The sequence below is a fragment of the Arthrobacter mangrovi genome, assembly GCF_026011795.1.
GTDB classification, from domain to species: Bacteria; Actinomycetota; Actinomycetes; order Actinomycetales; family Micrococcaceae; genus Crystallibacter; species Crystallibacter mangrovi.
This window is the reverse complement of the sequence record NZ_BRVS01000004.1, coordinates 295,968-315,598: the sequence shown is the minus strand read 5'-3', so window position 1 is coordinate 315,598 and position 19,631 is coordinate 295,968. Positions and strand designations below refer to the sequence as shown.

The following is a 19,631-nucleotide window of genomic DNA, read 5'->3' as shown; positions in this document are numbered from 1 at the left end:
TCCTCAAGTTCCGTCTCATGTACCGGCGCCCTCCCGGTACGGGAAAGGCGCCGCACCCGTAATTCTACCGTGTCGCGGGGTCGAATCTTGCCTTATATGCCCCTGAACGGGCAAGAACATGGCATATGCGGCAGTTTCCGGGTGCCGGATGGGGGCCGGTATGTCCGGAGGGCTCCGCTCCGCTCTACACGCCGCCTGCGCATTCCGCCGCAGCGCCGGCCACGATTGTGGATATCGCTGTGGAAATCAGCCGTAAGTATCGCGCGGCCCGCGGCCGCCCACGGTCCGTTTTCCCTTGCGCCAGTTCGGGGCAGCCGGTGCCAGGACCTGGATTTTGGTGACGACGCCGGGGCCCAGCGCTTCGTCGAAACGCTTCAGCAAGGGGGTGGTCAGCAGCCGCAGCTGCGTTGCCCAGGCCGTGGAATCGCAGCGCACTTGCACGGTGGAATCCTGGAAGCTCTCCGGCCGGCAGTGCGCCGCGATATCGCCGCCAACGAGCTCTTCCCAGCGCGAAATGACCGAGCCCACGGCGACGGGGGACGCCCACCCCCGGTCGCGGACCAGCCGGCCGAAGACCGTCCCAAGGCCCTGTGGATCACGCCCTCCGCTGTGCGAAAGGGTGCCGCGTTCAACCGGGGATTTGCCTGAAGTCCGACGGCGGTTTCCGCCGCGGGCGCGCACCTCGCCGCGGTTGGTGGCCGCCTGCCTGACCCGGTTCAGCATCGCCTTGGCCGCGTCGATCTCGTCGCGCTCCTCCGGACGAGGTTCCTCAGCTGGCACCGGCGGTCACACCCCCGGAAACCACCACCAGCTGTGCGCCCTGGAGCGCAGCCGGAATATCCTCCGCGACCGCTGCCGTAACGATGACCTGCTCCGCTCCCGAGACCACTTCGGCCAGCCGGTTCCTGCGGCCGGTGTCCAGTTCGGCGAAGACATCGTCGAGGATGAGCACCGGCGTCGCGCCCGGCGACCGGTCGTCCTCGCAGAAGACGTGGTAGCAGGCGAGCCGGAGCGACAGTGCCATCGACCAGGTCTCGCCGTGCGACGCATACCCCTTCGCTGGGGCCGGCCCCAGCAGCAGCTCCAGCTCGTCACGATGGGGGCCGACCAGCGAGATACCGCGCTCGACTTCCTTTTTCCGCTGGCGCTTGAACTCATCGAGGTACTTTTGCGCCAGTTCGGGAACGGTCAGGTCCTCCAGCAATCCCTGTGAGGCGCCGCCGTCGTTCTCTACCTCTCCGTCATCCGAGAGCTGGGTGTCGATCGTGGACCGGTAGATGGCCTGCGCGGCCTTGGAGCCGTCCGTCAACGAGGCATACGCCGCCCGCAGGTGCGGCTGGAGCAGCCGCACCACATCCAGCCTGCCGCGCAGCAGTGCGGCACCGGCCTGTGCCATGTGCTGATCCCAGACCTCAAGCGTCGACTCGTGGGACGCCGTGAAGCGGCCGCTGGCACGCGCGGATTTGAGCAAGGCGTTGCGCTGCTTAAGCACCCGTTCGAAGTCGCTCCGCGTCGCTGCGTGGTGCGGAACCAGGCTTGTGAGCAGTTCATCGAGGAAGCGGCGCCGGTTTCCGGGGTCGCCCTTCACAAGCGCCAGGTCCTCCGGCGCGAACAGGACCGTCCGGAGGATGCCCAGGGAATCGCGGGCCCGCACCGGATGGGCCCGGTTGATGCGTACCCGGTTGGCTTTACCGGGATTGAGCTCAAGCTCCAGCGACGTGGCCTGCCCGCCGCGGACCACTTTGGCCCGGACCAGCGCCTGCCCGGCTCCGAACCGGACCAGCGGCCCGTCCGAACTCACGCGGTGGGAGGATAGCGAGGCCAGGTATCCGATGGCTTCGACGATGTTGGTCTTGCCGATCCCGTTCGGGCCGACCAGCACGGTTGTTGCCGGTTGCAGGGCAAGGTCGAGCTGCTGGTAGGTCCGGAAATCGGTCAGCGATAAGTACTCTACAAACACCTGGAACGGGCTACTTCTGGTTGGTCTCCCGGCCTTGGCCGGGCTTGCGTACGGCATGGCCGCCGAACTGGTTGCGCAGGGCGGCGACCATCTTCATGGCCGGAGCATCTTCCTGCCTCGAGGCGAACCTGGCGAAGACGGCGGCCGTGATGGCCGGCGCCGGGACCGCGTTGTCGAGGGCTTCCGCGACGGTCCAGCGGCCTTCACCGGAATCCTCGACATAGCCGGCGGTTTGGGCGAGGCCCGGATCTTCGTCCAAGGCCTTCACCATCAGGTCGAGCAGCCAGGACCGCACCACGGTGCCCTTCTGCCAGGCCCGGAAGGTTCCGTGAACATCCTTGACGATGTCCTTGGTCTCGAGCAGTTCGTACCCTTCGGCATAGGCCTGCATAAGTCCATACTCGACGCCGTTGTGCACCATCTTCGCGTAGTGCCCGGCCCCGACTTCCCCTACATGGACAAAGCTCTCTTCGCGAGGTCCTTCCGGCCGCAGCGCGTCGAACAGCGGCATTGAGGCGGCGACGCGCTCGGGGCTGCCCCCGGCCATCAGCCCGTAACCGTTGGCCAGGCCCCAGATGCCGCCGGAAACACCAACGTCGATGAAATCGATTCCATGAGCTGCGAGCAGCTCATAGTGTTTCTGGTCCTCGGTGTACTTGGAATTGCCGCCGTCGATCACCAGGTCGCCCGCCGCCAGCTTGTCCGCGAGGTCGGCGATAACCGACGCCGTGACTTCGCCGGCCGGAACCATCACCCAGACGGTCCGCGGCACCGTAAGGGCTGCGACCAGCTGGTCGAGGGTTTCGACGTCGCTCACGTCCGGATTGCGGTCAAATCCGGTGACATCGATCCCGCCGTCCCGGAGGCGCTTGCGCATGTTGAAACCCATCCTGCCGAGGCCGATCAGGCCAATGTGCATGTGGATCCCTCTTTCGCGGTTGTGGCCGGAGGTGCAGGCTGTGGATGCGGCGTGGCCTACTGGTTGGGCAGGCGGACCGGCATGAGCAGGTAGCGGTAATCTTCCCGGTCCTGGCCCTCGAGGTCGTCCTGTGCAGAGAGGACCGCAGGTTTCGGCGGGGTCGTAAATGAGAACCTGACGTACTTGCTGCTGAAGGCGTTCAGGCCTTCGGACAGGTAGTGCGGGTTGAAAGCGACCGTGATGTCGTCCCCGATCAGTGCGGCTTCAAGGACCTCGGAGGCCTGCGCGTCCTCTCCGGTGCCCGCATCGAGGGCCAGCTGGCCTTGGGTGAAGGCAAGCCGTACAGGGGTGTTGCGCTCGGCCACCAGCGAGACACGCCGGACGGCCTCAACCAGGACCGACGTTTCCACGGTGGCATGGATCGGGGTGTTATCCGGGAACAGCGAACGGATTTTCGGGTAGTCCCCGTCCACGAGCAGTGACGTTGTCCGCCGGCCGCCGCTTTCGAAGCCGATGAGTTCGCTGTTCTCCGACAAGGCGATGCTCAGGTCACCCGCGCCGCCAAGAGTCTTTGCGACTTCGCTGAGGGTCTTGGCCTTAACCAGGGCGCTGGTCGAAATGCCGGGTGTAGCAGGCCGCCAGTTCAGTTCCCGAAGGGCAAGACGGTAGCGGTCGGTCGAGAGCAGCGTGATCTGGTCGTCCTCGATCTCCATGCGTACGCCGGTGAGGATCGGCAGAGTGTCGTCGCGGCTGGCAGCGATGATGACCTGGCTGACGGCTTCGGCGAAGGCGTCTCCGTCGACAATTCCGCTGGTTTCCGGCAGCGCAGGGAGTTCGGGGTAGTCCGCGACCGGCATGGTGGCCAGGTTGAACCGGCTGCTGCGGCACGTGAGCGTGACCTTGGATCCGTCCGTTTCGATATCGACCGGCGCCGACGGCAGGCTGCGGGAGATATCGGCCAGCAGCCGTCCCGAGACCAAAATCGTTCCTTCTTCGCTGACTTCGGCGGGGATCTGGAGACGTGCCGAGATTTCGTAGTCGAAGCTGGCCAGGCTCACCGTGCCGTTTTCGGCGTTGATAAGCAGACCCGAAAGCACGGGGACAGGTGGGCGAGGAGACAGCGAGCGGGCTGTCCACGTAACGGCCTCAGCCAGGACATCCCGATCAACTCTGAACTTCACTGAAGTGTGCCGCCTTTCGCAACGAACATGCCGGGGAAGGTCACCGGCGTTCCTCCGCCGACGCCGGTTGGGGCGGAGCGGCAGTGGAAGGGCCGATGACAACAATTCTCTGTGCAAGCTTAGCCGCCGCGCGGCGGTTCACGCATCGAGGGGTAGCGGTCTGGGGGTTCGGAAAGGTTCGAGGCAGGTGGGAGCGCAGATGTTATTTGGCAAAGCCCAAAAAATGGGATTCGTAGTGTTAATAACTACTGTGGAAACTGTGGATAACCCAACTTGGGCCCGTCAGGGCGCGAAATTCGGGTGTTCACAAGATGTGCATCCATAGAGGGGTTCAAGAGGCACATCTTGTGGATGGAAAATCCCGGCGTTCCGCAGATCCACAGAGACCCCCTCGGTTTTCCCTCGACGGGCCGTGGTTCTCCACTTAAGAATCCACAGCTTTGTCCACACCTGTTAATTTCGGCCTGCGTGGAGCAGCGAGGGGACGGATAGGCAGGCGGAGGACTCGGCAGAGGCCGGACCTCGGCCTCCGGGACGTTGTTGCGTCCCCTTCGTCCGGGTAGCTCAAGCCAAAGTGTTGGTTCAGCGGCTTCCCGTGCATCGGCCCGAACAGGAATGCAGAGGCGCGCTGGAACACAGAAGGATTCCTTCAGTAATGGAAGGGTCTATTCGTGGCGGCCAGGATTTGGGCCACCTGCGCCCGGCGAACGCCAGGATCCGGAACCGGGGAGCGTTTGAGGTACCGCCACTGCCGGCCGCTCCGAAGTCTCAGCTGTCGCGCTGCTGCTGCTTGATCAGGTTGGTTAGTTCCGTCACCTGGTTGTAGATGGCACGCCGCTCCGCCATCAGTTCGCGGATTTTCCTGTCCGCGTGGATCACCGTGGTGTGGTCGCGTCCTCCAAGTTCCTGACCGATCTTGGGCAGGGACATATCGGTCAGCTCGCGGCACAGATACATCGCGATCTGGCGGGCCGTGACCAGCGTGCGGGTCCGTGACTTGCTCTTCAGTTCATCGAGGCTCAGCTTGAAGTAGGCGGCAGTCTGCCCCAGGATCGTGGCCGACGTGATCTCCTGGGCGCCGTCGTCCGTGATGAGGTCCTTGAGGACGATTTCGGCCAGGCCCATATCCACCGCCTGGCGGTTGAGGCTGGCAAAGGCCGTGACGCGGATCAGGGCGCCCTCGAGCTCCCGGATGTTCGTCGAGATCTTGGTGCCGATGTATTCCAGGACTTCGTCAGGTACCGACAGTCCTTCGCTGATTGCCTTCTTGCGGAGGATCGCGATCCGGGTTTCCAGTTCGGGCGGCTGGATGTCGGTCAGGAGTCCCCACTCGAAGCGCGAACGCATCCGCTCTTCGAAACCCGACAGCTGCTTCGGCGGCAGGTCGGAGGTGATGACCACCTGCTTGTTGTGGTTGTGGAGCGCGTTGAAGGTGTGGAAAAACTCTTCCTGCGTCGCGTCCTTGTTGGCAAGGAACTGGATGTCGTCGATGAGGAGAATGTCTACGTTGCGGTAAAGGTGCTTGAAGCTTGCACCCTCGTCGTCGCGAATCGAGTTGATGAAGTCGTTCGTGAATTCTTCCGAATTGACGTAGCGGACACGGATGCCGTTGTAGAGATGCCTGGCGTAGTGGCCGATCGCGTGAAGCAGGTGGGTCTTCCCCAGCCCGGAATCCCCGTAGATGAACAACGGGTTGTAGGCCTTCGCGGGCGCCTCGGCCACCGCGACGGCAGCGGCGTGGGCAAAGCGGTTGGAAGAGCCAATAACGAACGTGTCGAAAATGTACTTCGGATTGAGCCGGCCGAACTCCTGCGAAGTGCTGGGCGGTGAAGGCTGGGCGCGGTTCTCGGCGGCCGCCGAGGCACGGTTTGGAACGGGAACCGGCTCCGGTTCGGGTTCCGGTTCCGCCGCCATCATGTCGGTGTCGACTGAAAAAGCGCAGAGGATGTCGTCTTGGAAAACCTCCCGCAGTGCTTCCTGCAGTGGGCTCTTAAGCTGCTGCGACTGGTAGACCTCTCGGGTCAACTCATTGGGAACCGCTACCAGCAGTGTCGTGCCGATGAGGCCTTTGGCCTGGGCAAGCCCCACGAAACCGCGGTTTCGCGGGCTGATCCTGTCGTCGCGCTCCAGCGTCCGAACCACTTTGCGCCAGGAACTTCCGACGTCGTTGATCTGGTCCGCGTCCACCTAGTACCCCTCATAACTGTCGTGCAATAAACCTCCACGTCCGGTTGTACCGGATTCGGGGCCTTCATCCACAGAGTTATGCACAGACAGTGGATAAAGTGCTCCTGCAAGGGTAGATGATGAATCAGGCATAAGACAGCCGGGCAGTTTAGGGCGGGAAGGGGCGCCTTCGTCGCCCGGGCAGGTTCAGACCGCTCTAGTTGTCCACAGGTGTTAATCCACTGGTGGATAATGTGTTGTGGACGCCTCATTTGACGGGGAGGCCGCCCAACCCCTAACGTTATGTAGTCCTTGTGTCTGTTTCGTGCGCTCATGCATGCCTTTTGAGGGTCACTGATTCAGATGCCCAATAGAGCGCCATCCCGTTCCTGCACCTCCGGAGCAGCGCGGGATCAGGCAAATCTGTCGATCGTCTTGGAGTAACCACCGTGAGCAAGCGGACTTTTCAGCCGAATAACCGCCGTCGTGCCAAGAAGCATGGCTTCCGCCTTCGCATGCGTACCCGTGCAGGCCGCGCCATCCTGGCCGCACGCCGCAGCAAGGGCCGCAGCGAACTGTCGGCCTAATTAGCGGCAGTTTGTCGAATCAGGCCGCTACCTTCCAACTGCGGCCCGGCATCAGATAGGCGGTCATGCTTTCCAGCAGGAACCGGATGCGGCGTTCGACGGACTTCTCCCATACTGTACGTTCCGGCGCCCGTTCTGGGCGCCGGAACTTAGTGTTATATGCGACAAGTCGGCAAGCCGACCTGCCCTCAGCTTTTGGCTTCATCGTGTCCAAAGCGATCGGGAACGCCGTAACCCGGAACCTCGTTAAGAGGAGACTTCGGGAAATAGCTGCACAGATTCTGGAAGAATATCCCCGTGGACTCTCCGTAGTCGTGCGTGCGCTGCCGGCGGCGGGTGCAGCCGATTTCAACGCTTTAGCAAAGGACTTCCGTAAGGCGTTCTCTACAGTAGTCTCGAAAGCCAGGCCGGCCGCGCCGCGAGTTGAACAGAAGGGATCCGCCGAATGACCGTTTCAGGCCATTCCCCGGAGCACGCGCTTGATGGCAAGACCGTCGCGCGGTTCATCTGGTCCCTGCCCCAGAAGGCCCTCATCCTCCTGCTCATGGGCTACCGTAAAACGGTTTCGCCCCTCTACGGGCAGGTCTGCCGGTTTTTCCCTTCCTGCTCCGCTTATGCACTGGAAGCAGTGACCGTACACGGCGCCGTCAAGGGCAGTTGGCTTGCTGGAAGACGGATTTTGCGCTGCCATCCGTGGAATGCGGGCGGCGTGGACCACGTGCCGAGCTCTCCCGGTTTCGAACGGAAACTGCGGGAGAATCCTTCGCTGACCCCACGGATTTTGGTACTCAACCACCCGGTGATTCCGGCTGACGATGATGGCCGCCCCGCGGCCTGAGGAGCTAGAAGAAAAATCATGGACTTCATCAACGCGCTACTGACGCCATTCACGTGGGTCGTGTCCTGGATCCTGAAGGCCTTCCACGAGGCCTTCAGCTGGCTGGGTATGGATCCCGCGAACGGCTGGACCTGGACCCTGTCCATCATCGGCCTGGTTCTGGTTATCCGGGCTGCCTTGATCCCTGTCTTCGTCAAGCAGATCAAGGCGCAGCGCGGCATGCAGGCCCTGCAGCCCGATTTGCGCAAGCTCCAGCAGAAGTACAAGGGCAAGACCGATCAGCTCTCGCGTCAGGCTATGACCCAAGAGCAGATGGCTCTTTATAAGAAGCACGGCACCAACCCGTTCTCCGCCTGCCTGCCGCTGCTTATCCAGATGCCGTTCTTCTTCGCACTGTTCAATGTCCTGAACAACACGTCGAAGGCGAGCGGGGGCGGTGAGGGCATCGGTGCGCTGACTCCCCAAGACATCCGCCAGTTCGACGAATCGTCCATCTTCGGCGCGCCCCTGTCGGCTTCACTGCTTCATGGGGGCGGAGGCGAGAACCAGGTCAACGTCGTCGTCCTCTCCATCCTCATGATCCTGGCAATGACAGCGTCGCAGTTCATTACGCAGAAGCAGATCATGGCGAAGAACATGTCCGAAGAGGCTTTGGCGAGCCCCTTTATGCGACAGCAGCAGATGATGCTGTACATCCTGCCCTTGGTCTTCGGCATCGGTGGCATCAACTTCCCCATCGGTGTGCTGATCTACTGGACCACCACTAACCTCTGGACCATGGCGCAGCAGTTCATCGTGATCCGCCGCATGCCTACGCCGGGATCGCCAGCCGCCAAGGCACTTGCCGAACGTCGGGCCAAGAAGGGTCTGCCCATGGTCCCCCTGCTCGGTGAGAAGAAGTCCGAGGAACCCGCAGTCGAGGCGCCGGCCGGTCCGAAAATCCAGCGCCAGCAGCCGCAGCGTAAGAACAGGAAGAGAAAATGAGCACTGAGAGCGTCTCGGAAACGTCGGCTGAGCCGACGGTAACGGAAATTGCTGACGAGGAAGCCACGAGCAGTTCAGCGGCGGGCCGTCTGGAAGAAGAAGGCGACGTTGCAGCCGATTATCTCGAAGAACTGCTGGACATCGCTGATATCGACGGCGATATTGACATCGAAGTCCGCAATGGCAGGACCTATATTTCCATCGTCTCCGAAGAGGACGACAATGAGGCTCTGGAGGGACTTATTGGCCGCGATGGCGAGGTGCTGGAGGCCCTCCAGGAGCTCGCGCGCCTGGCAGTCCTGACGGCAACGGACAACCGTTCCAGGCTCGTCCTGGACGTGAGCGACTACCGCAAAGAGCGCAGCGTCGAACTGCATCGCATTGCGGAAGAGGCTGTCGCCAAGGCCAAGGAATCCGGCGAGGATGTTGCCCTGGAGCCGATGAGTGCCTACGAACGGAAGATCGTTCACGACGCAGTGGCGGATCTTGGGCTTGTGAGCGAGTCCGAGGGCGAGGGCGATAACCGCCACATCGTCGTATCCGTCGATTCCTGATCCTCAGATCCGCTTAACGGGAGAAAGTCTGCGCGTGGTCGAAATTACGGCACAGGAGAAGTCTGCTGCCGAAGTAGTGTTCAAGGACCGTCTGGACCTAGCGGAACGCTATGTCGGACATTTGGCGACTTCAGGCATGGAGCGGGGGCTGTTGGGTCCTCGCGAAGTTCCGCGTCTGTGGGGGCGCCATGTCCTCAATTGTGCGGTTGTCGCGGACCTGATTCCGGCCGATGCATTCGTCGCCGACGTCGGCAGTGGGGCCGGGCTTCCCGGCCTGACGTTCGCGTTGGCCCGTCCTGATCTGAAGATCACTCTCATTGAACCCTTGGAACGGCGCGTCAACTGGCTGAATGAGGTTATCGAGGACCTCGGACTTGAGAATGTCAGTGTATTGCGTGCACGTGCAGAGGCTGCAGTTGGCCAGGTCAAAGCTGACGTTGTTACCGCGAGGGCCGTGTCCGCGCTGAATAAGCTCGCCCCGCTCACCATCCCGCTGCTTGAGGGTAAAGGCGAAGTGCTCGCGATCAAGGGGAGGAGCGCTGCCGAAGAGCTTGAAAAAGCGGCGAAGGTGATCAGGAAATTGGGCGGCGTCGACACGTCTGTCTTGAGCGTCGGATCCGCGCTGCTCGAAGAACCGACGACAGTGGTCCGTATCGTAGTCGGCCACTAATTCCCTGGCGCTCCGCGACTCTCTGCTAGGGCCGGACGGCGTGCTTGGACGGCTCCTTGGGTATATGCGGATAGGCTATAGACACTGAGGCCACGAGAACGGAAGTGAGCAGGTTCAGGTGCGATTCGAGTTAACCATCTTTGAAACTGGCTGCCAGCCAGTGGCTAAGACTGTCGATCGTCCCGGCCGCAGACAACTAGATGGGGTTGTTTGCGGTGAATGAATCGGCCGTTTCACGTGAAACACAAGACATGGGCGATATACACACAGCAGAGGTTATGGTTCCCAACGTTATGGATACGATCGACGAAACTACTCCACTGGCGCGGGAACTGGCCAATGAGAACCGACGTCGCGAACGACTCCGGGGCCGTCCCCTGCCAAGGCCGACCAGGACCCGCCTGCTGACTGTCAGCAATCAAAAGGGTGGAGTCGGCAAGACGACTACGACGGTGAATCTCGCCGCTGCCCTCGCGAATGCGGGCCTCAACGTCCTCGTAGTGGACATCGATCCGCAGGGCAACGCCTCGACGGCATTGGGCGTAGAGCACCACGCTGAGGTGGACAGCATCTACGATGTACTCATTAACGACATGCCGCTCGCGGACGTGGTTGCCCCCTGCCCGGATATCAGGAATCTGATCGTCGCTCCTGCAACCATCCACTTGGCCGGAGCCGAGATCGAGCTGGTCTCTCTCGTCGCCAGGGAACAGCGGTTGCGAAGGGCCATCGAAGTCTATGGGCGTGAGCGCGAGAAGGCCGGCCTGGAGCGCTTGGACTATGTTTTCATCGACTGCCCGCCCAGCCTCGGATTGCTGACAGTCAACGCTTTCGTTGCGGCCCAAGAGGTGCTCATCCCCATCCAGTGTGAGTACTACGCCCTGGAAGGTCTCAGCCAGCTTCTGAACAACATCGAAATGATCCAGAAGCACCTGAACGCTGAACTGGTTGTGTCGACCATTCTCCTGACCATGTATGACGGAAGGACGAATCTGGCCGCCCAAGTGGCCGCGGAAGTTCGGGAGCACTTCCCGGACCAAGTCCTTAGCGCGGTCGTACCGCGGTCGGTCCGCATTTCCGAAGCTCCCAGCTACCAGCAAACCGTGATTACATACGATCCATCGTCTAGCGGTGCACTTTCGTATCAGGAAGCGGCTGCGGAAATAGCAGAACGCGGTGTTTAGTTCCGTATTGGTGGCAAGTGCCCCCAGTAGAATGACTGCTTAGATCGCAACAATGCATGTAGGCATGCATTCAGGAAGGATCCTTGATGAGTGAGAAACGCCGCGGTTTGGGCAGGGGCCTAGGCGCTTTGATTCCGAATGCTGCAACGGCCACGGAAGACTCAACCACGGAGGGTGGTTCGAACGCTCCGAAGGGGCGGCCTGTCGACGTCTTCTTCCCCTCAGCTGGCACTCGTCCCTATCTCGAGGGAACGGGAGAGACTGACCGTGCAGCGGGACGTCCCTCTTCATCAGCCGCTCAGGTCGCAGAAGTACTGCGCGGGCCCCGCCGAACCGCCGCGGGAGGCCGCAAGAGCGGCACTGCGGGCGGGGCCAAGGCCGCGAAGGTCGGCAAGAGCGAGACGGCACAGGAGTCGGTAGAAGACGCGAATGCGGACGCGCTTGAGGCGGAGACCAATCTCCAACCCGCCTCGCCCAGCACGGTGGTTCCTGGCCAGTTCAGTGGGAAAGTGGAGAACGCTGCACCCAGCGGCGCCGGCGCTCAGTCGAACGTCGGTTCGGAGGATTCACGTGAAACTCTCGTGGAAGTCCCGGGTGCAAAGTTCGCCGAAGTCCCTGTGGGTTCTATTCACCCCAACCGCAAACAGCCCAGGTCGGTCTTCGATGAAGAGGACATGGCCGAGCTCGTTCATTCGGTGCGGGAGATCGGTATCCTTCAGCCCATCGTTGTTCGGCCTTCGTCTGAACAAAGTGATCAGGAGTATGAACTGGTCATGGGTGAGCGCCGTTGGCGTGCAGCCCAGCAGGCGGGACTCGAAGCAGTGCCTGCAATCATCCGTTCTACCTCGGATGATGACCTGCTACGTGATGCCCTACTCGAGAACCTCCACCGAAGCCAACTCAATCCGCTTGAAGAAGCAGCTGCTTATCAGCAATTGCTCGATGATTTCGGGTGCACACACGACGAGCTGGCCGATCGTATCGGTCGTTCACGGCCTCAAGTCTCTAACACAATCCGTCTGATGAAGCTGCCGCCGTTGGTGCAACGTCGAGTAGCAGCGGGTGTGCTCTCGGCAGGGCATGCGCGTGCGCTGCTTGGCTTGGCGGATCCTGCCGAAATGGAGAAGCTTGCGCAGAAGATTGTGGCCGAGGGACTATCCGTGAGGGCAACCGAGGAAATTGTTGCCCTCAGCGACAGTCTCCGCCGCCCGAAGCGCGACACGAAGCCTCGCTTGGGTGCCCGCCATGAGAGACTTGATTTCCTGGCAACATCCTTATCGGATCGACTGGATACTAACGTGAAGATCACATTGGGTGCCAAAAAGGGACGCGTCAGCATCGAGTTCGCTAGTGTTGACGACCTCAATCGCATTATGGGTGTGCTGAGTCCTTCGGAGAACTAGGTCGTATCAGCAGAAGGAGGGTGGCTCCGCGCAGGCGGAGCCACCCTCCTTCTGCGTAGCACGACTTGCCTACCGAACATGGCCGATGTCCTGGACACGCGAGGGCAGCTGATCGGTCTGCGAAAACGGTCGTTGCTGTTTCACGTGGAACCAACTCGGGATAATTCTTCATCCAAGCCCGGGCCGGCCGAATCACTGGTCTTGGAGCGAGGGGTTCCCACCCCCACGACGGCCAACCCATGCCTAGGGCCGCTGCGGTACAGACCTTTCGGACCATGGGTGATCGAGGCGACGCACGCCCGCGTCCACGTGAAGCCAGCGTTAGGAGCAACTGAAGCTCCCGAAGTACTACATGATCACGCCGTCGTTGCGTTGATCGAATTCAGTGCCGCGCTTTCCAATGCATGTCTATCCTCCCTTCGAAGAGTGATGGTGTTTCACGTAAAACGATGACGTCTCAGTTCCCCCGGAAGGGTCAATTGCCTCGTCAATTTAGTGGGGACGGTTTTACTGAAACTCCCCACTGTCCGCGGGTGCAGGTCAGATTGATGGCTCCAAATGGAGAAGAGCGAAGCGTCGTCGCTATTCATTAGCCCACGGCGTGTGCCGATCCTGACGCCACTCCCTATTGGCCCAGCTATATAGACGGCCTCCAGGAGCGGATCATCTGGGGAACGGCTCCTATTGCGCTGCGGGAGTCAAAGAGCTGACTTCACGCAGCTGGATCTTCATATCGTCTATCCGTAGCTAGGTGAGGCGCCAGGAGTTTCGGGGCCATGGCTCCGGCTCAACTCTTCAGTAGTCGAGGTCGAGTGTCACCTGGACGTAAGACCGCGTTGGGTCTTGTCACCGTTCCACGTGAAACGCCTGTGGGAGCATATCGGTCGCCTAGGTGTCTCGACGATACTGATTTTTCCGGTTGCGTGCGAGTGGGTTATTCCGGTGCTGTGCCCTTGCCAGGTCTGATGGATGTCGACGTCCGAGCTGTGGCCGATTTGGTCAAGTTTCGATCAGCCAGGCTTTTTCAACTGGCTCACCTGCGTAGCAGACGCGAACCCAGCAGCTTGGCCCATGTCCAGTGGCACTCGCAGACCTCGACGTTGGTTCATTGGACGCTCATTGCGGGCTTACCAGCTGGTTCCACGTGAAACGACGCCGCCGAGGCCCTGTGTAGTTGCGTCACGGAGCGGAAGGGCGACGAGAAGCAGGTGCGCCTGGCATGTAACTACTACGGCTGTCTGCTATTCATGACTCTGCTAGGTCAGGCTGGAAACCTGCACTGCATTCATGCGGTGGTCAGTGCCCGAAGTGGTGCGGGGGTGTAATCGTCTCTGGCAGGGCTTAGGTGTAGTGTTCGGGACGGACCCGCGTCCCGAACTCCTTTACTGCAGATGCTAGCCGCCCCAGGTGTAGTTCTGGTAGATGCTTGCCGACGCCTCAGGCTTCGAAGTCGAATGCAACCCCATTCTCGACCTACCCGCTGGGTCGCCAGCAGCTTGATGTACGGCGTGGGCTCGGCACTGAGTAGTCACAGCAATTGTATTTCTCAGCTATCAAACCTGCGAGTCGGGAACACCGTCGCCGCGGGCCTCTCAGCAGCGATGCTGTCGTCCGCCAGCGATAGTGAACAAAGTTGCACGTCGTTTCACGTGAATCCGCACCAACAATCCCAGGCTCAAGTGGAGCACAAACGTGAGCATCGACCGCCGCCGATCCGATCTCGGCCACTAGCCGTCCCCGGTGGTTGGGTTTGTAGGCAGGCTGCTGATCGAGTGCGACCTAGCTGAACTCAGAAAGACTGGTCGATATCATGGGCAGACCACGCCAGATAGGCTCAGCATCGCATCACGCCGGAGAGGGTTCTTAGTGTTGGTGGATCCGGGAGTGGGTCTGCTCAGCCATGATCGGTGCGCACACCCAGGTCATTCCGAGTCCGACTATGCTGCAAATCGCATATCCGGTGCATTGCCACCTAGTTTCGTTACACAGCACTTTCGCCCTCTCCCTGAGTTGTCGCGGTCGCAAGGGCACAGAGCTTGGTTAGCAGCTCCGTCACCGGCAGGATCTACTCCTTGAGCCGGAGAGTTGCTGAGCCTTCACCTGACCATGGCCATTTCACTCGGCACTGGCCAGTCGAAGAGCTTTGACCCGATGGGACTAGGCGGCACGGCATGGCGACCGAATCATCCGAAGTAATGTCCGATCGACATGGCTAAGTCGGGCCGATCCCGTGTCAAGAGTCAAGGAACCTTCGGCTTCTAGGGAGTGCTCGCTTAAGCTGTGGTGGTTGGTCCATGGCGTCAGGACTCATCCATGTTCCTACAACACTCGTCGTCGTGCCCCTACCGGGACTCGGACGGTGCCAGAGCGCTCCCGGCGAATAGGTGCATCGTTTTATGCACAACTGGGCGCATGGATCATGATCAGTCGGGCCGGCCTACTCACGATCTTCCGCCGCGAGAATCGGGCTACGAATATGTAAATGACGACGCTGGCTTCGTCGTGGCCTTGTGTGCCGTAGCTGTATGCCATGCAGGTGCAAAGTTTCACGTGGAACAGCCACTAAAACTTTGAGGCGCGTAGTCAGCACGACTGCCCGCGAGCGGAGTGGCCCGCTGCGGGTGCAGAGTTCGACAGCTCCGTGGATGTGCACAACGGACGAGCGTCCAAAAGCTCCGGCTGGCGGGCAACCGTCGGACCATCCGCTCTTTAAGCGGCCTGAGCTCTGTGCGACGCATGCTCTGGACGGCGCGCGCCAAGTGACCTGTTGCAGGGGTTCCGGTCGCACCCGTTCATGGTCCCAGCGTGGGCGCCTCCAAGTTGCACGTGGAACGGGCCGCCTTGCGTTCAAGAAGGATGGGTCCGGGACTAGTCAGTGCGAGGTCTTCCTCGTGCAGACCGCTTCTGCTCCACCGAAACGGACGGGCGATAGATCGTCCTGGCGCGGGTGAAGGACGATACTCATGTTTTGCTTCTTCGCCCGATAGATACACGCAGTGGCAGACCGATTTTCGATCCGATGGTGAATAGGCGCAGGGAAATCACTCGCACGTACGCAATCGTCTGTGATATGCACGTTCGAAGCCCACTGGAACGCACGACGGCACTACGGTCCTCTTAGCAAGCCGAGCATGTACCCTGGCGGATGCTTCACTGACCTAGCTCGGGCAGCTAAAGTTGCGGCGTCGCTTCCGACCGGTCACTGCTGACGGAATTGGGTCGAGCTGATCGCCGGCAGTCCGCTCACGCCTACGATGCCTTCCGCCTATGCCGGCTTCTCTGGCGCGGTGGTTTCACGTGGAACTGGACCACGGGACCGTGCTGCCCTTATGGATCGCTTGTTCGCAGTCCGCTGAGCCCGAGTTTTTCATGGCCTGACCGAACAGGCTCCGAGAACCCGGGCATGCTGTACGTGTACCGCTGACCGATATCTGGTCCAGTAGACCCCTCTCCTTCGGGTCACGCGCCGTTATCAGTGCGATGGCCTTTCGCCACTTCGATGAGTAGCCGGCAGTGACAAATCACGGTAGCTTTTCGCGGGCGCGCCGGACGTACTCTGAAGGGGTTTGATGGGGCGACTTTCGTCGTCGCCACAGGCTAAGACGCGTCTGTGGAAGCCCTATCTAGGGGCAGCCCCCGGCAGAAACAGCAAAAAGGTGTCGGTGACATTCGCTTGCTAGTTCCTGATGCGATCCTACGGGCGGACGTGGAGTGATTTTGCGCGTTCCACGTGAAACGCCGGAATCGACGAGAGCCAAAGGTTTTTGTCGAACCCGGTGGGTCTGCGCCATTGATTCGCGCAGGCCGCTCCTCTTCTCGCGCTGACCGTGACTCCTCCAGGGCTGTTCCTTTCGGGACTTTTGCGCCTATATGGCAGGGATTCGGAGTTGACACGTCTGGGCGGATAAGCCGATAGCGGGATGACATCGCTAGTGCGTCTCCCGGGCTCAAGCGTCCTATGAACTGGCTGACCCATTGTCTGTCGCGATCATGATCTTGATCTTAAGCTGCCCACGCTCGTATATGTTCGCGTTCCAGAAGGCGGACCATTGTTTGGTTGCGTCCCGCTGTGGCGCTACTTTGCGTTCGACCAGTAAACCCCTGCTTGTGTAGCGGGACTGATAAAGGGTAGATCAAGCAAAAAGCAGCTAGATAGCGGTTTCTGCTCAGATCAACGACGTGGCTCTGATGCACCCAAGCAGGCGGAGTTGCGAGACAGCCCGATGTGTAAACGGGAAGTAGGTGTATCAAAGGGCCGTACCGAGTGCGTCCATGAAGGCGACCGTGCCTGTAAGGACCAAAGGGAATTCCGCGGATTTCCCGTCAGAAGATGCCTTCCACTCGCCAGAGAGGCCATCCGCATTCTGATACTACGGAGCCATGTGCAGCTGAACGATCAGCGTTTCACGTGGAACAGAGCAACTGCAAGCGATCCAGCAGCCCTCGCAGCCTCCAAGCGGCCTGCAGTTTCCCCTACGGGATGGTCACTTCTTCGGGGCGATGTCGGAAGCTGACTGCGCGTGCATCAGAGTGAGTCGCAACTACCCTAGGGAGGATCTCAGAGGCCGGGATTGAAGCGTAGGACGTCGTCGAGAGCGAGCGTGCCGGTCGGCTCATCCTCGTCTTCCAAGAGGTAGAGCCGCTGAATCGCAATGACTACGGCATCCGCCAGGACCTGGCGGAAGACTGGGTCGGCGAGCCGCTCGCTGTCGACAGGGCTGCTGAGGTAGCCAAGATCCAGTTCAATGGACGGCACGGACGTCATGCGCAAGATATCCCAGCTTCTGCCGTGGATACCAAGGTCGGTCATGGACGTTCGTGCCAGGACCTCTTTGAGGACCAGCTCGGCTGCACGGTGCCCGATGGGAGAACGGATCTCTCCGGTTTCCGGCCTGCCCCAATAGAAGGCTGATATGCCGTTAGCCGCCGGTTGATCCAACCAGTCACAGTTGATTGTCACGCTGAGGCTCGCGTTAGATTCCTTGATTCTTCGCGTGCGCTCTGCGTGGGGCATCTCGGCCGTGTCCCCGATGACGGTCACGTCGGCGCCGAGTGCCGACAGGATGCTTTCGATGCGGTGCGTGATGTCCGATGCCACGGACCATTGGGACAATGCCCTGCCGCTTGCCCTGTCGATGGCATGTTCGGCCGTCGCCGACCCCTGCCCCACTCCTAGGCAGACGACGCGGCCTTTCAGTGCGGCCGAGGACTGATGGAGGTGTTCGTAGTCCCGCAGGGAGAAGGCCTGGCTCGGGCTGATGGTCCGGCTGACGCGGGCCATGGCGCCGATCAGCGGCGCGTCGCAGACTCCCGTTACTTCCAGGCCAAGGTTCATCTGGAGCTCACGCACGGCGAAGTAGCAGCGTTCGCCGAATTCGCCGTCGATATGGCCGTAGTAGAAGCCCAGGTAGGACAGCTGTCGTTGCAGCTCGGCGACGTCGTCTCCGCGGATCACGTCTGCGCCTGGGAACCAGGCAAGCTGGCGGTCGCCTAGGTTGAACTGTGCCTCCGAGAGAGCCCGCAGAGTCTCCGGGCCGGCGACTCCGTCCACCATGAGGCCCCGCGCCTGCTGGAAAGTCCGGACGGCAGCGTCGACATGGTCGTCGAAGATGGCGGCGTCGTTAACCTGATCCGGCGCCAGATGGGCCATGGAAACGCCCGCGCGCAGCAGCCTCTCACGGAGGGCTACTACGCGCGGGCTATTGTCGGAACGGCGCAGACTGCGGTCTGCAGCGTCAGATTCCATCATCCAATTAGCCGAGGAACTCAGCGAATTCCTGCTCGATGACCTGCTTCGGCTTAGCGCCGATGGAGGTTGCCGCGACCTGGCCGTCCTTGAAGACGTAGACGGCCGGGATGGAGGTGATGCCGTACTGGGCTGCGGTGGCCGGGTTGTCGTCTACATTAAGCTTGACGACCTCGACCTTGCCTGCGTGCTCCTTCGCGATGTCGTCGAGGATCGGCGTCAGCATGCGGCAGGGGCCGCACCATTCAGCCCAGAAGTCCACGATGACGGGCTTGTCCGACTTCAGGACGTCCGCGTCAAAGCTGGCGTCAGTAACGTCTTTTGCAGTGCTCATGGCTATCTCTCTTTCCGGGGTTGAGTGTCAGACCGCAGCAGTCTCGGTGACCAGCTCGGGCAGGTCGCTTACCTCTGCAAGGTAGTGTTCGACGTCGATCGCGGCCACACAGCCGGAGCCCGAGGCGGTGATTGCCTGGCGGTAGGTCGGATCGATGACGTCACCGGCGGCGAAAACGCCGGGAATGGAGGTCCTGGACGAGCGGCCCTGGACGGCGATGGTGCCTTCAGGAGTCAGCTCCAGCTGGTCCTTGACCAAGGCGACACGGGGGTCGTTTCCGATAGCGACGAAGGCACCGGTGACCGCGAGCGTGCTTTCCGTGCCGTCAGTGGTGTCTCGCAGGCGGAGCGCGGTGACCTTGTCCGTGCCGTCGATGCCCACGACCTCGGAGTTCCAGCGGAAGTTGATCTTCTCGTGGGCGAGGGCGCGGTCCTGCATGATCTTGGACGCGCGCAGCGAGTCGCGGCGGTGGACGACGGTGACCGAGTTGGCGAACTTGGTCAGGAACAGGGCTTCCTCCATCGCGGAGTCCCCGCCGCCGATGACGGCGATGTCCTGGCCCTTGAAGAAGAAGCCGTCGCAGGTCGCGCACCAGCTGACGCCGTGGCCGGAGAGGCGCTTCTCGTCCTCGAGGCCCAGCTCGCGGTAGGCAGAGCCGGTGGAGATGATGACGGCCTTGGCCTCGAACGTCTCGCCGGTCCCGATCGTGACGCGCTTGACCGGGCCCTGGAGGTCCACGGACGTTACGTCTTCGAAGAGGATCTCGGTGCCGAAGCGCTCGGCCTGCTTCTGGAACTGGTCCATCAGGTCGGGGCCCATCACACCGCCGGGGAAGCCCGGGAAGTTCTCGACGTCGGTGGTGTTCATGAGCTCGCCGCCGGCTTCAACGGAGCTGGCGATCAGCAGCGGCTTCAGATTGGCTCGTGCGGTGTACACGGCGGCCGTGTAGCCGGCCGGACCGGAGCCGACGATGATAACGTCGCGCACGGACTGGTTGGTTTCTGTGCTCACTGCGTGTGAACCTCTTCCTGTTCTGCTTACGTTGCGATGGGGCCTGGCATTGCGGCCCGGGCAGCCACTCCTCACAACGAGCGGCCTGCCCAGC

16 protein-coding genes are annotated in these 19,631 nt (G+C 61.3%); 8 read left to right on the top strand and 8 right to left on the bottom strand.

Annotated elements, in window-relative coordinates; genetic code table 11:
* Positions 1 to 246: 246 nt before the first annotated feature.
* From AHIS1636_RS05505 to dnaA, 5 genes are all read right to left on the bottom strand, one after another.
* The gene (locus tag AHIS1636_RS05505) at positions 247 to 780 is read right to left on the bottom strand and encodes a DciA family protein (protein ID WP_373875785.1); all 534 of its coding nucleotides are present in this window, start codon (positions 778 to 780) and stop codon (positions 247 to 249) included.
* Positions 770 to 1,960: a DNA replication/repair protein RecF gene (gene recF, locus AHIS1636_RS05500; RefSeq protein WP_264794806.1), complete on the bottom strand. Its 1,191-nt coding sequence runs from the start codon at positions 1,958 to 1,960 to the stop codon at positions 770 to 772. Before recF ends, AHIS1636_RS05505 begins: the two co-directional genes overlap by 11 nt.
* A gap of 10 nt (positions 1,961 to 1,970) precedes the next feature.
* Complete coding sequence (gene gnd, locus AHIS1636_RS05495) at positions 1,971 to 2,879, bottom strand: phosphogluconate dehydrogenase (NAD(+)-dependent, decarboxylating) (RefSeq protein ID WP_264794805.1); 909 nt, start codon at positions 2,877 to 2,879, stop codon at positions 1,971 to 1,973.
* A 56-nt stretch (positions 2,880 to 2,935) separates the two neighbouring features.
* The gene (dnaN, locus tag AHIS1636_RS05490) at positions 2,936 to 4,060 is read right to left on the bottom strand and encodes a DNA polymerase III subunit beta (RefSeq protein ID WP_264794804.1); all 1,125 of its coding nucleotides are present in this window, start codon (positions 4,058 to 4,060) and stop codon (positions 2,936 to 2,938) included.
* A gap of 768 nt (positions 4,061 to 4,828) precedes the next feature.
* Positions 4,829 to 6,247, bottom strand: coding sequence for a chromosomal replication initiator protein DnaA (gene dnaA, locus AHIS1636_RS05485; protein ID WP_264794803.1), 1,419 nt, complete (start codon positions 6,245 to 6,247; stop codon positions 4,829 to 4,831).
* Between the two features lie 428 nt (positions 6,248 to 6,675).
* Between dnaA and rpmH the strand changes: the two genes are divergently transcribed.
* The 8 genes from rpmH to AHIS1636_RS05445 all read left to right on the top strand — a co-directional run bounded on the left by rpmH (position 6,676) and on the right by AHIS1636_RS05445 (position 12,446).
* Positions 6,676 to 6,813 carry a 50S ribosomal protein L34 gene (gene rpmH / locus AHIS1636_RS05480; protein WP_005268235.1) on the top strand — a complete coding sequence of 46 codons (138 nt, stop codon included), beginning with the start codon at positions 6,676 to 6,678 and terminating at the stop codon, positions 6,811 to 6,813.
* Between the two features lie 65 nt (positions 6,814 to 6,878).
* Positions 6,879 to 7,262 (top strand): ribonuclease P protein component, encoded by a 384-nt coding sequence (gene rnpA / locus AHIS1636_RS05475; protein ID WP_264794802.1) that lies wholly within the window; start codon positions 6,879 to 6,881, stop codon positions 7,260 to 7,262.
* A complete protein-coding gene (gene yidD / locus AHIS1636_RS05470) occupies positions 7,259 to 7,651 on the top strand; it encodes a membrane protein insertion efficiency factor YidD (protein WP_264794801.1) in 393 nt (130 codons plus the stop codon). Before rnpA ends, yidD begins: the two co-directional genes overlap by 4 nt.
* An 18-nt stretch (positions 7,652 to 7,669) precedes the next feature.
* The gene (yidC, locus tag AHIS1636_RS05465; protein WP_264794800.1) at positions 7,670 to 8,635 is read left to right on the top strand and encodes a membrane protein insertase YidC; all 966 of its coding nucleotides are present in this window, start codon (positions 7,670 to 7,672) and stop codon (positions 8,633 to 8,635) included.
* On the top strand, positions 8,632 to 9,189 hold the full coding sequence (locus AHIS1636_RS05460) for a Jag family protein (protein ID WP_264794799.1): 558 nt from the start codon (positions 8,632 to 8,634) through the stop codon (positions 9,187 to 9,189). Before yidC ends, AHIS1636_RS05460 begins: the two co-directional genes overlap by 4 nt.
* A gap of 34 nt (positions 9,190 to 9,223) precedes the next feature.
* The gene (gene rsmG, locus AHIS1636_RS05455) at positions 9,224 to 9,859 is read left to right on the top strand and encodes a 16S rRNA (guanine(527)-N(7))-methyltransferase RsmG (protein ID WP_264794798.1); all 636 of its coding nucleotides are present in this window, start codon (positions 9,224 to 9,226) and stop codon (positions 9,857 to 9,859) included.
* 200 nt (positions 9,860 to 10,059) lie between these two features.
* Complete coding sequence (locus AHIS1636_RS05450) at positions 10,060 to 11,043, top strand: ParA family protein (protein ID WP_309298572.1); 984 nt, start codon at positions 10,060 to 10,062, stop codon at positions 11,041 to 11,043.
* 86 nt (positions 11,044 to 11,129) lie between these two features.
* Entirely contained in the window at positions 11,130 to 12,446 is a 1,317-nt protein-coding gene (locus tag AHIS1636_RS05445) for a ParB/RepB/Spo0J family partition protein (protein WP_264794796.1), read from the top strand.
* 4,558 nt (positions 12,447 to 17,004) lie between these two features.
* Here AHIS1636_RS05445 and AHIS1636_RS05440 read toward each other — a convergent pair.
* Genes AHIS1636_RS05440 through trxB form a run of 3 tightly spaced genes read right to left on the bottom strand, consistent with a single transcriptional unit; the run spans position 17,005 to position 19,537 of the window.
* On the bottom strand, positions 17,005 to 18,192 hold the full coding sequence (locus tag AHIS1636_RS05440; RefSeq protein WP_264794795.1) for an N-acetylmuramoyl-L-alanine amidase: 1,188 nt from the start codon (positions 18,190 to 18,192) through the stop codon (positions 17,005 to 17,007).
* A 7-nt stretch (positions 18,193 to 18,199) separates the two neighbouring features.
* Positions 18,200 to 18,526 carry a thioredoxin gene (gene trxA / locus AHIS1636_RS05435; protein ID WP_264794794.1) on the bottom strand — a complete coding sequence of 109 codons (327 nt, stop codon included), beginning with the start codon at positions 18,524 to 18,526 and terminating at the stop codon, positions 18,200 to 18,202.
* A 27-nt stretch (positions 18,527 to 18,553) separates the two neighbouring features.
* Positions 18,554 to 19,537 carry a thioredoxin-disulfide reductase gene (gene trxB / locus AHIS1636_RS05430; protein WP_264794793.1) on the bottom strand — a complete coding sequence of 328 codons (984 nt, stop codon included), beginning with the start codon at positions 19,535 to 19,537 and terminating at the stop codon, positions 18,554 to 18,556.
* Positions 19,538 to 19,631 lie beyond the last annotated feature (94 nt).

Excerpts from the sequence above, each read along its gene's own strand:
- gnd (WP_264794805.1), bottom strand. The coding sequence starts at position 2,879 with ATGCACATTGGCCTGATCGGCCTCGGCAGGATGGGTTTCAACATGCGC.
- rnpA (WP_264794802.1), top strand. The coding sequence starts at position 6,879 with ATGCTTTCCAGCAGGAACCGGATGCGGCGTTCGACGGACTTCTCCCAT.
- yidD (WP_264794801.1), top strand. The coding sequence starts at position 7,259 with ATGACCGTTTCAGGCCATTCCCCGGAGCACGCGCTTGATGGCAAGACC.
- yidC (WP_264794800.1), top strand. The coding sequence starts at position 7,670 with ATGGACTTCATCAACGCGCTACTGACGCCATTCACGTGGGTCGTGTCC.
- AHIS1636_RS05460 (WP_264794799.1), top strand. The coding sequence starts at position 8,632 with ATGAGCACTGAGAGCGTCTCGGAAACGTCGGCTGAGCCGACGGTAACG.
- AHIS1636_RS05450 (WP_309298572.1), top strand. The coding sequence starts at position 10,060 with ATGGGGTTGTTTGCGGTGAATGAATCGGCCGTTTCACGTGAAACACAA.
- AHIS1636_RS05445 (WP_264794796.1), top strand. The coding sequence starts at position 11,130 with ATGAGTGAGAAACGCCGCGGTTTGGGCAGGGGCCTAGGCGCTTTGATT.
- AHIS1636_RS05440 (WP_264794795.1), bottom strand. The coding sequence starts at position 18,192 with ATGGAATCTGACGCTGCAGACCGCAGTCTGCGCCGTTCCGACAATAGC.
- trxA (WP_264794794.1), bottom strand. The coding sequence starts at position 18,526 with ATGAGCACTGCAAAAGACGTTACTGACGCCAGCTTTGACGCGGACGTC.